Annotated in this window: 13 protein-coding genes; all 13 read left to right on the plus strand. The window is 39.3% G+C overall.

Annotated features, from left to right (window positions below; translation table 11 throughout):
- Window positions 1-247: 247 nt before the first annotated feature.
- The 13 genes from AB5618_RS06530 to AB5618_RS06590 all read left to right on the plus strand — a co-directional run bounded on the left by AB5618_RS06530 (window position 248) and on the right by AB5618_RS06590 (window position 12,598).
- Window positions 248-3,292: an SrtB-anchored collagen-binding adhesin gene (locus AB5618_RS06530; protein ID WP_002347269.1), complete on the plus strand. Its 3,045-nt coding sequence runs from the start codon at window positions 248-250 to the stop codon at window positions 3,290-3,292.
- 238 nt (window positions 3,293-3,530) lie between these two features.
- Window positions 3,531-3,857: a YdcP family protein gene (locus AB5618_RS06535; protein WP_032684675.1), complete on the plus strand. Its 327-nt coding sequence runs from the start codon at window positions 3,531-3,533 to the stop codon at window positions 3,855-3,857.
- A 15-nt stretch (window positions 3,858-3,872) separates the two neighbouring features.
- On the plus strand, window positions 3,873-4,262 hold the full coding sequence (locus tag AB5618_RS06540) for a YdcP family protein (protein WP_002347262.1): 390 nt from the start codon (window positions 3,873-3,875) through the stop codon (window positions 4,260-4,262).
- A gap of 69 nt (window positions 4,263-4,331) precedes the next feature.
- Window positions 4,332-4,748, plus strand: a complete 417-nt coding sequence (locus tag AB5618_RS06545) for a DUF523 domain-containing protein (RefSeq protein ID WP_002322983.1) — start codon at window positions 4,332-4,334, stop codon at window positions 4,746-4,748.
- 73 nt (window positions 4,749-4,821) lie between these two features.
- A complete protein-coding gene (locus AB5618_RS06550; protein ID WP_002347261.1) occupies window positions 4,822-6,216 on the plus strand; it encodes an FtsK/SpoIIIE domain-containing protein in 1,395 nt (464 codons plus the stop codon).
- A 183-nt stretch (window positions 6,217-6,399) separates the two neighbouring features.
- A complete protein-coding gene (gene mobT / locus AB5618_RS06555) occupies window positions 6,400-7,596 on the plus strand; it encodes a MobT family relaxase (protein ID WP_002322986.1) in 1,197 nt (398 codons plus the stop codon).
- 12 nt (window positions 7,597-7,608) lie between these two features.
- Entirely contained in the window at window positions 7,609-7,743 is a 135-nt protein-coding gene (locus AB5618_RS06560) for a DUF3789 domain-containing protein (RefSeq protein WP_002322987.1), read from the plus strand.
- Window positions 7,744-8,484: 741 nt separating this feature from the next.
- Entirely contained in the window at window positions 8,485-10,395 is a 1,911-nt protein-coding gene (gene ltrA / locus AB5618_RS06565) for a group II intron reverse transcriptase/maturase (protein WP_003436850.1), read from the plus strand.
- A gap of 103 nt (window positions 10,396-10,498) precedes the next feature.
- A complete protein-coding gene (locus AB5618_RS06570; RefSeq protein ID WP_032548346.1) occupies window positions 10,499-10,723 on the plus strand; it encodes a hypothetical protein in 225 nt (74 codons plus the stop codon).
- A 78-nt stretch (window positions 10,724-10,801) separates the two neighbouring features.
- Window positions 10,802-11,308: a GNAT family N-acetyltransferase gene (locus AB5618_RS06575; protein ID WP_002322989.1), complete on the plus strand. Its 507-nt coding sequence runs from the start codon at window positions 10,802-10,804 to the stop codon at window positions 11,306-11,308.
- Window positions 11,309-11,368: 60 nt separating this feature from the next.
- A complete protein-coding gene (locus AB5618_RS06580; RefSeq protein ID WP_002322990.1) occupies window positions 11,369-11,788 on the plus strand; it encodes a nuclear transport factor 2 family protein in 420 nt (139 codons plus the stop codon).
- Between the two features lie 91 nt (window positions 11,789-11,879).
- Entirely contained in the window at window positions 11,880-12,176 is a 297-nt protein-coding gene (locus tag AB5618_RS06585; RefSeq protein ID WP_032544498.1) for a hypothetical protein, read from the plus strand.
- Window positions 12,095-12,598 carry an antirestriction protein ArdA gene (locus tag AB5618_RS06590; RefSeq protein ID WP_002322991.1) on the plus strand — a complete coding sequence of 168 codons (504 nt, stop codon included), beginning with the start codon at window positions 12,095-12,097 and terminating at the stop codon, window positions 12,596-12,598. The genes AB5618_RS06585 and AB5618_RS06590 overlap by 82 nt, the downstream gene beginning before the upstream one ends.
- Window positions 12,599-12,613 lie beyond the last annotated feature (15 nt).

Raw genomic sequence — 12,613 nt, forward strand, 5'->3', positions numbered from 1 at the left:
GTATCTATCAGCATTTTCAAGGAAACAAACACATCAATTTACTACTTATTTACTACTAACGAATGAGCCTTGATACGCAAGTTTTCCTAGATATGCAAAGATATGGTACAGCACATCAGTATTGAAACAAGAAAAAATTGAATAACTTATAGACTATGGAACGCCTAAAATGACGTTCCTTTTCTATTTCCAGCCGTTCTTATTGGACGGCTATTTTATTACCCAAAATGAAAGGAGCATTAGATTTATGAAAAAGACATGGAAACGATTGTGTACGGGCTTCTTAGCTCTTGCAACTGTCGTTACTGCTTTACCGACTACACCCGTTCATGCAGAAAGTAAGCAATACTGGACGGAGTCAAACGAGCGTGTCGGTATCGTTGAAAAAGTAATGAATGACGGTTCGATTGGTTCTACCTTTAATGAGGGACATTTAACTGTTGAGGGCGAGGACGCTTACTGTATTGACATTAACACAGACTTTAAGAATGGTTACAAGACCAGAGCTGACGCAAGCTCACGCATGAGTATCGACCAGATAAGCGACGTTGCCTTATCTATCGAATATGTAAAACAGTACACAGACAGCCACAGCGGAATAGGCAAAAATCACGCTTACCTTTTAAGACAGCTTGTAGTCTGGCAGAGATTAAGCGTACATCTTGGCTGGCAATGTGATAACGTGCGAGCTTCTTATGATGAAATTCCAAAGGCAACGCAGGACGAAGTTTTCGCTGGTGCGAAAGCCTTTGTCAAAGAAAATAAAGGACGCTATGAATGTGGCGGTTATATCTACTCTGGCGAGGGGCAGGAATTGGGACAATTCTGGGCGAAGCTGAATGTCGGAAATGCGAAACTGCAAAAGACTTCCAGTAATACCAGCATTACAGACAGTAACGGGAATTACTCTATTGCAGGTGCAACCTATGGTGTCTTTTCTGATAAGGACTGCACGAAACAGCTTGCCACCCTTACGACTGATGAAAACGGCAATACAGATGTTGCAGAGGTAAAAGCTGGCACAGTCTATATCAAGGAATTATCCGCACCAGCAGGATATAAAGTAGATAAAACTGTATATTCCTTAAAGGTTGAAGCTGGAAAGACAGCTACCTTGAAAGTATCAGATACACCGAAAGTAACAGACACTTTGATTGAGCTTTTCAAGATTGATATGGAAACACAGAAAGACAATCCGCAAGGGAACGCTTCTTTAGCAGGTGCGGAATTTACATGGAAGTATTATGCTGGCTTCTACAATAAAGAAAATCTTCCTGCCGAAGCTACTCGTACATGGGTTACAAAGACAATCGCTGAAACAGACAGCGACGGGACAACTCATTACATCACAAAATTAGCGGACGCATACAAGATATCTGGCGACAGCTTCTATATGCAGGACGGTAAGGCGGTTCTTCCACTTGGGACACTTACTGTTGAGGAAACAAAAGCTCCAAACGGCTACTTGTTAGACGGTGCATATATGCAGGCTGGCGATAAGCCCGAACAGATTAAGGGCTTATATGTAACACAGATTACCGAGGACGGCGACCTTGCCGTACTATCTGGAAGTAACCAGTTTTCCGTATCAGACAAGGTTATCCGTGGCGGTGTGAAAATTCAGAAACGAGATTTAGAAACGGGCGATACGAAACCACAAGGAAGTGCTACCTTGAAAGATACTGCCTTTGACATCATTTCCTTAAATGATAATGCGGTATTGGTTGAGGGCAAGCTATACAAGAAAAATGAAGTGCTAAAAACAATCCATACAGACATTGAGGGTGTCGCTTCTACTTCCGCTGACCTTTTACCTTATGGAAAATTCCGTATCGTTGAGAGTGAAGCTCCAGACGGTTACTTGACAGACGGTGCGAAACCGATTGATTTTGCAATCACAGAAAATGGAAAAATCGTGGACTTAACAGACGAAGCCCATTCTATCTATAATCAGATTAAGCGTGGAGATATTGAGGGTATAAAAATAGGTGCGGGCACACATAAGCGTCTTGCTGATGTTCCTTTTAGGATCACAAGCAAGACAACGGGCGAAAGTCATGTTGTGGTAACTGATGATAACGGTCAGTTCTCCACTTCTGCTGACTGGGCTTCTCATAAGCACAATACCAACGCAGGAAAAACAAGCGAGGACGGCGTGTGGTTTGGAACTTCTGAACCAGACGACAGCAAAGGTGCGTTACCTTACGATACTTACATCATTGAAGAAATGCGTTGCAACAGTAACAAAGGCTTTGAACTTATCCCACCTTTTGAAATCGTGGTATCAAGAAATAATCTTGTGATTGATTTAGGGACTTTGACTGATGAATACGAAAAAGAAATCTCTATCCATACCACAGCGACCAGCAAGGACGGCGAAAAGACTATCCTTGCAGGAAAAGAGGTTACAATCGTTGATACTGTCAAATTAGACGGACTTACAAAAGGCACAAAATATCAGCTCAAAGGCTGGCAGATGTTAAAGGAAGAAAACGCAGAACTTCTTATTGACGGGAAACGTGTAGAAAACGATTATACCTTTGTCGCTGATGATGAAGAAATGAAAGTGGAAATTTCCTATATATTCAATGCGTCTGCTTTAGGTGGCAAGAACCTTGTTACCTTTGAAGAATTGTATGATTTCAGCAATCCAGACGAACCCGTAAAAGTTGCGGAACACAAGGACATTGAGGACGACGGGCAAACCGTACTTATCACAGAGCGTATCATCAAAATTCATACGACTGCTACGGATAAGGACGGCAACAAAGAGCTTGAAGCTGGAAAAGAGGTAACAATCATTGATACCGTAACCTTAGAGGGCTTAGAAGTCGGTACACAGTACAAACTTGTGGGCTGGCAGATGTTGAAAGAAGAAAATGCAGAACTTCTTATCAATGGAAAGCGTGTGGAAAGTGATTATACTTTTACTGCTGACAGCGAAACTATGAAAGTGGAAGTTGCTTTTACGTTTGACGCTACTTCTCTTGACGGCAAACAGCTTGTAACTTTTGAAGAATTGTACGATTTAAGCAATCCAGACGAACCGAAGAAAGTTACCGAGCATAAGGATATTGAGGATAAGGGACAGACGATTACCTTTAAGGAAAAGCCAGAAGAACCAGAGAAACCCGAAACACCACCGACACCAGAAAAGCCTAACAGACCTAGCGACAGTCCCAAAACGGGCGACAGTACAAATGTAATGGCATTTGTCGTGATGTTGCTTGCGTCTGCTGGTGGACTGGCTGGAACATATCTTTACAAACGCCGTAAAATGAAGAAATCGTAAGGCGGTAACGGTATGATGAAAGAAAAATCACGCTCTCCGCCGAAGCTGTCAAACGGCAGACTTCCGCTTATTCTGGCTTGTCTGCCTACAACCTGCAAGAACACGGATAGTCAAGGGTGCGTAAGCATTGATTTTACCCTTTACTATCTGGGGGATTGCTGGTACTTCCTAAACCGCCAGAATAAGAAATCACAATCAAAAAACTTATCAAAAATAAAAAGAAACGAGGTAAAACAATATGGAAATGAAATATGTCGTGCCAGATATGGCACAGTCTTTTGGAACTCTTGAATTTGCAGGCGAAAGCGACCATGTTTTTGACAGAGATAAAGATAACCGCAGATTTTTCGCAAGAAGAAGCTATAACCTTTATTCAGATGTGCAGAGAGGGGAAAATGTTGTGGTGGAAATTCCCGTGCAGGCTGGCGAAAAGCATTTCAAGTATGAACAGAAAGTAAAACTTGTCAATCCGAAGTTATACGGCAGAGGTTACGCAATCGGGGATATGGGACATACCGATTATGTGTTAGTTGCTGATGATATTGTAGCAGTTGAAGAAAAATAAAGGAGTGAAGAATTTATGAGATTATCAAACGGGTTTGTTATTGACAAAGAGAAAACATTTGGAGAATTAAAATTTACAGCGGTGCGTGATGTGTTCTTGCAGAATGAGGACGGGACACCGAGTACCCAGCTTAAAAAACGTATCTATGATTTGAAGTGCAGTCTGCATGGTGGAATTATCCCCGTGTCTGTACCGCCAGAAGTACCGTTAAGGGATTTTCCGTACAATGCAGTTGTGGAGCTTGTCAATCCCGTAGCAGATACGGTATCAAGAAAGACGTTTGGTGGTGCAGATGTGGACTGGTATGTAAGGGCAGAGGATATTGTGTTGAAGAATAAAGGCAACCAGAACGCAGGCAATCCACAGAATAATAACACGCAGGGACAACCGAAAAAACAAAATTAGAGATTAGATTTTTATTGTGAGGTAATTCGTTGAATGATATAATTAGGATAAATTGTGAGGTGCTTATCTATGAAAGTATTAGTTAGTTCATGTATCATGGGAAAAAACTGCAAATATAACGGTGGGAATAATCTCAATCCGAAAGTTGTAGAGTTTCTAAAAGACAAAGAGGTTATCGAAATTTGTCCAGAATTATTAGCGAATATGCCTACACCACGTCCTAGTGCGGAAATAGTAAATGGTATTGTCATGGATATAAATGGAAATATTGTTGATGAGGAATATCGTCATGCGGTACAGTTGGCTCTAAATGAAATAAGAAGTATGGAAATAGATTTAGTTATTCTGCAATCAAGAAGCCCAACTTGTGCAGTCAAGAATATTTATGATGGTAGTTTTACGGGAAAATTGATAAAAGGTCAAGGTCTGTTTGCACAAGCGTTAATTGAGGCTGGATATAAAGTGTTGGACTCAGAAGATTTTTAATGAATGGTAATGAAAAGGCAGTTAGTCTTAGGATTGACTGCTTTTTTCATACCCAGAAAGGAGTGATTGATTTATGCAAAAGATTTGGAATAAAGGACACCGTATCAGAGCCAGCGACAAGCACCTTGTCTACCACTTTTCCATAGGGACGCTTCTGTTTGTATTTGTGACGGTTCTTTTGCTACTGAATATCAAACAGCTCATGTGTACCGATTGGGAACATTTCAGTTTGTTAGAGAACGGCTTGACGCTCTCCCCTTACAACTTCATAACCATACTGATAGCGACTGGTGTTTGTGCATTGGTCGCTTTTCTGTATTACCGCTTCTGTTACGACAATTTCAAGAAGCTCCTGCACCGTCAAAAGCTGGCAAGAATGATACTGGAAAATAAGTGGTATGAAGCTGATACCGTGCAAGACAGCGGTTTTTTTACTGACCTGCAAAGCAGATCAAGAGAAAAAATCGTCTGGTTTCCAAAGATTTATTATCAAATGGAAAAAGGACTGCTTCATATCCGCTGTGAAATCACGCTGGGGAAATATCAAGACCAGCTTTTACGGTTAGAGGATAAATTGGAAAGTGGCTTATATTGCGAGCTGACCGACAAGACCCTGCATGACGGCTATATCGAATATACCCTGCTTTATGATATGATAGCGAACCGTATTACCATTGATGAAGTACGAGCAGAAAACGGCTGTCTTAGACTGATGAAAAATCTTGTCTGGGAATATGACGCACTTCCTCATGCTCTGATTGCTGGTGGGACTGGTGGCGGTAAAACTTATTTTCTGCTGACACTCATTGAAGCCTTACTGCATACCAACGCTGTTCTTTACATCTTAGACCCGAAGAACGCTGACCTTGCGGACTTAGGGACAGTTATGGGAAATGTATATCACACCAAAGAAGAAATGATAGATTGCGTCAATGCCTTTTATGAGGGTATGGTACAGCGAAGTGAGGAAATGAAGCGACACCCGAACTATAAGACGGGCGAAAACTACGCCTATCTGGGACTTCCCCCCTGCTTTCTTATCTTTGATGAATATGTGGCGTTTTTTGAAATGCTGGGGACAAAAGAAAGCGTGAGCCTACTTAGCCAGTTAAAGAAAATCGTTATGTTAGGGCGACAAGCAGGTTATTTCCTTATCGTCGCCTGCCAGCGTCCAGACGCAAAGTATTTCTCGGACGGTATCAGAGATAACTTTAATTTCCGTGTGGGATTGGGGCGTATCAGCGAATTAGGTTACGGTATGCTGTTCGGTTCAGATGTAAAAAAGCAGTTTTTTCAGAAGCGTATCAAGGGGCGTGGCTATTGTGATGTGGGGACAAGCGTTATCAGTGAGTTTTACACGCCTTTAGTCCCGAAAGGACATGATTTTTTGCAGACTATCGGCTCTCTTGCACAAGCAAGGCAGGACGGGACGGCGACGTGCGAAGCGAAAGGCGACGGCACGGACTAGCCGTTGCTGGTGTGGCGTTAGCCACGCCAGCAGGTAAAACCCCTCGGTATCTAACAGAGGGGTACGTTTGCAAATAGACAATAGACAAAAAACATAGGAAACATAAGGCTTCTGATATGGTTTTCTAGTAAAAATCAGTTGTGAAGTCGCCTTAAAAAACTTCACACTTTACAGATTGGGGGTATGGTTCTGAATGAAGAACAATGGATAAAAGAATTACGGGAGAAACGGATTGCTTACGGTATCTCACAAGGCAGGCTGGCGGTGGTTTCTGGTATCACAAGAGAATATCTTAACAAGATAGAAAGCGGAAAAATGAAGCCGTCAAAAGAACTTCTGGAAACTTTGAATAAGGAACTGGCAAGGTTCAATCCAGAAGCACCGCTTACCATGCTGTTTGATTATGTGAAAATTCGTTTTCCCACGCTGGATATACAGCACATCATCAAAGATATATTAAAACTGAATATCAATTATATGCTCCATGAAGATTACGGACATTACAGTTATACGGAGCATTATTCTTTAGGGGACATCTTTATCTATACGTCGGCTGACGAAGAAAAAGGTGTCCTTTTAGAATTAAAGGGGCGTGGTTGCAGGCAGTTTGAAAGTTACCTGCTGGCACAGCAAAGAAGCTGGTATGACTTCCTCATGGACGCACTCATAGACGGTGGCGTGATGAAGCGTATTGACCTTGCTATCAACGACCATACGGGCATTTTGGATATTCCAGAGCTTGCGGAAAAATGCAGGAAACGGGAATATATCGGAAAGTCCAGAAGCTATAAGTTTTATCAGTCGGGCGAGCTTATCAAGCACAGAGAGGACGACAGAGAATATATGGGACGTACCCTTTATCTTGGTTCGCTGAAATCAGATGTGTATTTCTGTATCTATGAAAAGGACTATGAGCAGTATGTCAAGTTAGGGACACCACTTGATGAAGCCGACATTATCAACCGTTTTGAGATACGGCTTCGCAATGAACGTGCTTACTATGCAGTACGAGATTTGCTGACCTATTATGACGCAGAGCAGACCGCCTTTTCTATCATCAACCAGTATGTGCGGTTTGTTGATGAAGAACCAGACAAGCGAAAAAATGACTGGAAACTCAATGACCGCTGGGCTTGGTTTATCGGCGATAACAGACAGAGTTTGAAGCTGACGACAAAGCCAGAGCCTTATACCTTAGACCGCACATTGCGGTGGGTACAAAGGCAGGTAGCACCGACCTTGAAAATGCTGAAAAAGATTGATAAAGGAAACGGTACAGATTACATGGAAACAATCGAACAGCAGGCAAAGCTCACAGAAAAGCATGAAATGATAATCAAACAGCAGACGACCCCTGCAAAAGATTTAGTAGAAAGTTAGGAGTGATAAAAAATGTGGGTATTATTAAAAGACTTCCTGCTGGTATCTATGGGAATGGGTATCGGCGTAGTCTTGATGTGTATTTTGAATGTCGGCAAAGAAGCTGACTGTGAAATGAAACAATTAAAAGAAAGTGAGGACAATTAAATGAATTTCGGACAAAATTTATGTGCGACTCGTTCCTTAGTGAAAAGCTAAGGCACTAATAAAAGAACGAAAAAGTTTGATTATTAGGAGAACTGATAATCTGACAGGTGGAATGATGAAGTAACGCTCTGAAACGCCTGCCCTGAGCCTCCGACAAGCATTGAATGAGGAAACTCAGAATGTTTGAAGCTCGGTAAAGACGGCTGAAAGATACCGTAATAGTTGATGAACATATATCTTCTATCGAAAACTATCCAGAGGTGGGTAGCGTATCCAACAGGTCGGGGGTCTATAAAATATCTATGGTTAGAATGTTCCACAAGGGACTGACGAAACAGCGAATGTACGGGTCTAAATTTGTACTTTGTAGAAATGCAAAGGTACGAGAAATCGTAGCTGGTGTGGCAAAGTAAGAATATAGGTTATGAAATGCCATATACCGTTACAGGCGGTATCAAGCCAGCAGGCTTATAGCTAGTGACCTAAGGATATATATGTATAGATAAGATTATCGGAACGAGGAAAGGTATTGGGTTCTCATCAAGAGAATAAGCTGACGAAGAACAATAAGCAGTTGAACCAATGCTGAAAAGCAGAGGGCGAACCTAAGAAATTCTTGTAATGGGAATGGAGGAATACCCTCAAGTCGTGTATATATTAGAAAAGTATTATGTTGCTTTAATAAGGATTACGAGTAAGATAAAAAAGCTCACTCAATTTCAAGCAAAGGAGTGAAGCCTTATGCCTAAAAATAAAAATGAAACATTGTGTGTAGAAGATTTAAGACACGCTGAATATTACGAAATGCAAAACACCTTTGATGATTTATATGCCAAAAGTAAGAATGGAGATATTTTCACTCATCTTATGGATATTATCCTATCGAGAGAAAATATATTACTGGCATATCGAAATATCAAAGCAAATGCAGGCAGTAAGACAGCAGGAACAGACGGTACAATAATTAAAGATATTGGCAAATTGCCAGCAGAAACAGTTGTCAAAAAGGTAAGATATATTGTCGCAGGCACTCCGCACGGGTATCGACCTAAGCCAGTAAGGCGAAAAGAAATACCAAAACCAAATGGGAAAACCAGACCTCTAGGCATTCCTTGTATGTGGGACAGGCTTATACAACAATGTATCAAACAAGTATTAGAACCAATCTGCGAAGCTAAATTTAGTGAAAACAGCTACGGTTTCAGACCTAATAGGTCGGTTGAAAATGCAATAAAAGCAACCTATAACCGCCTACAAATCAGCCAGCTACATTATGTGATTGAATTTGATATTAAGGGTTTCTTTGACAACGTGAACCATTCCAAACTGATAAAACAGATATGGGCTATGGGAATACGGGACAAGCACTTGATATTCATTTTAAAAAGGATATTAAAAGCTCCAATTAAAATGCCTGACGGCACAATAACATATCCAGAGAAAGGAACTCCACAGGGGGGAATTATATCCCCACTACTAGCCAACATTGTTCTTAATGAGTTAGACCATTGGGTAGAAAGTCAATGGCATGAAAATCCTGTTACAAAAAACTATGTGGTTCATATCAATAAAAGCGGTAGCCCATGTAAAAGCAACGCTTACAAAGAAATGAAGAAAACAAAGTTAAAGGAAATGTATATGGTTCGTTATGCAGATGATTTTAGAGTTTTCTGTCGCTACAAAGAAAGTGCTGAAAAAACCAAAATAGCAATTACTCAATGGATCGAGCAACGACTAAAATTGGAAGTATCACAAGAAAAAACAAGAATTGTAAATGTTAGAAAAAGATACTCCGACTTTCTTGGTTTCAAGATTAAAATGATACCGAGAAGAAAGAAGTTAGTTGTTAAATCACATATAAGTGATAAACAATTCAAGACCCAAAAAGACAAGCTGGTATCACAGGCAAAGAAAATTGCTTCTCCCTCAAAGGGAAAAACAGAATTAGAGGAAATAAGACTTTATAATTCAATGGTATTAGGTATGCAAAATTATTATCAGATTGCAACAAATGTAAATCTGGATTGTATGAAACTTAATAGAGCTGTAATGGCTATCTTCACTAACAGATTAGGTGCAAGCAAAAAGGGCAGATTGAGAAAAACAGGCAGACAACTTACAACAAAAGAAGCAACAAGATATGGTAAATCTAAAATGCTTCGATATGTTGCTGGCGAGGGCGAACCTATATTCCCTGTTGGATATATCCAACACAGAAAACCAATGGCAAAAGTGTATTCAGCAAACTGCTATACTCCAGAGGGAAGAAAATTTATCCATACCAATCTAAGTGTTGATAAATTACTGATGTATCAGTTGATGAAATTATCTTTGGAAAATCGCACAATAGAATACGCAGACAATCGAATTTCGCTATTTTCTGCCCAACATGGAAAATGTGCTATAACTCTGGAAGAATTTCAACAAGCTAATGAAATACACTGTCATCATATTGTACCAACTAGGGCTGGTGGTAATGACGATTATAAAAATCTTATTTTGGTAAAAGAGGCGGTACATCGTCTAATACACGCAAAAACAGAAGAAACAATACAAAAATATATAGCTCTATTGAAACTAAATAAAGTCCAGCTCATAAGACTAAATAAATATAGAGTATTAGCTGGCAATCAAGAATTAAACTTGATATAGGTCTACTACATAAATACTTTTCAATATAAACACGATGGAACGCGGAGTGCGGTGAAAGTCGCACGCTCCGTGTGAATGGGGGGAAAAGTTTGAGATATTTATAATATCAGGAACTTACCTATCCATATATCAATGGTTTTTATCAAACGCACAGAGCTTAGTGCTTATGGCAATCGTGGTTATCGGTATCTACTTAGGGTTCAAGCGTGAGTTTTCCAAACTTATCGGCTTCTTGGTAGTTGCCTTGATTGCTGTTGGTTTGGTATTCAACGCTGGCGGTGTGAAAGATGTACTGTTAGAGCTGTTCAATAAGATTATCGGTGCATAAAATTTTATTGTTGTGCTGATATGAGAATGGTATAATTTAGAATATGAAATAAAGTGAATACGATTTGAGGTTGAAAATATGATTATTTATAGCAAATTGGAAATCAATAGAATAAAAGATTTTTGGGAGTTATTAAATCGTTTAGATACTGAAACAGATTACATGATGTACGAACCAAATGAAAGAAAAGCGAAAACTACTATTCAAGAATTAAAATTAGATATTCAAGACAATGTAATTCAAGGTTTTGATTTTTTGCAAGTGGCAACAGAAAATGACAAAATAGTTGGTTATATTAGAGCAGAAAGAGGAAAATTTGAAAGAAATTTTCATACTGCATATATTGTTATAGGTATCTTAAAAAAATATAGAGGAAAAGGTATTGGAACTACTTTTTTTAATAATTTAGATTTATGGGCTAAAACAAATAATATTGTCCGTTTGGAACTGACAGTTGAATGTTGTAATAATACTGCAAAAAATTTGTATGAAAAAAATGGTTTTAAAATTGAAGGAATAAGAAAAAAATCAATGTTTGTTGCTGGTTCCTTTGTTGATGAGTTTTATATGGCAAAAATTCTATAAAATAAATTTTCAACTTCATTATTTACAAAGTAATTGGTCTTAGGATTGAGGTGTTTTATTATGAATGAGAGAGAAAAAATCATTCGCTTATGGTTCGATATGTGGCTTAAACAGCAAGATTTAGGAATGGATAAAATTTTTACAGAAGATGTTGTTTATACGGAAAGTTGGTGTCCTAAATATAAAAATCTTAAAACAGTAAAACATTGGTTTAATGAATGGAATACTCGTGGTAAAGTCATTATTTGGGATATTAAACAGTTCTTTCATAAAGAAAATCAAACTGTCGTAGAATGGTATTTTAAAAATGAAATGAATACGGGAAGTGTTGAAGAATTTGACGGTATTTCCTTAATTGAATGGACAGAAGATAACAAAATCAAATCATTAAAAGAATATGGTTGCAATTTGAATAACTACAATCCATATCAGCACAGCGATAGCCCTCAATTTAGAGATGAAAAAATAAGCTGGTTTTAAAACTTAATCAAATTATATCTATACACACAAAGCAGTTAGTCTTAGGATTGACTGCTTTTTTCTTACCAAAATTTCAGATTGGAGTGATGAAATGAACGATATTTTTAAGGATATGCAGGCAAAAGTCGGCTGTGATTATCTTTCCGACCTGCCCTCTTACAAGCGTAAGGTGTGGCATGAAATGAAACGACTGAACCCTGCCGATCATGAAGAAAGACAGTTAGAAGATTTTTCTAAATATGTGTTTGGTATGTCGTACCAGACCTTAAAAGATGTGATGAAACAACAGAAAGGACGTGAGGAACAATGCAGGAAACAAGGGTGCTGGTGGAAACGAAAGGAACAACTGGCGAAGAAACAACATCATACTGGTTCGACCTGCCGATAGATGTTGCCGAGTTTGAAGAAAAGTTAGGTGTCGGTGCAGAAAGTCAAGATTATTGTATTATCGAAAAGGTACTGCCCTTTGCTGATGAAATCCACGAACATACAAGTGTGTATCAGCTCAACGAATTAGATTTTATGTACCGCCAGCTTTCAAGCGATATGCAGGAAGAATATACAGCACTTCTTACCGTGTGTGAAAATTTAGAAGCACTTTATATTTGCAGGAACGTGATTACCGTTTATCCCGACTGCAAAAGCATGATAGATGTTGCAAGGCAAAAGCTGATGAACGACCCGACGTTCAAACATTTATCCGAGGACTGTCAAGAATACTATTTTGACTTTGAAGCCTACGCTTCTCACTTGCAGGAACACGGGAAATTTTTAGTAACAGAACACGGTATTTTTGAACTGCCAGAGTAGGAAATGAGGTGGTGC

The organism is Ruminococcus sp. J1101004sp1_RTP21198st1_B9_RTP21198_201120 (assembly GCF_040924245.1).
Classification (GTDB): Bacteria; Bacillota; Clostridia; order Lachnospirales; family Lachnospiraceae; genus Blautia_A; species Blautia_A faecis.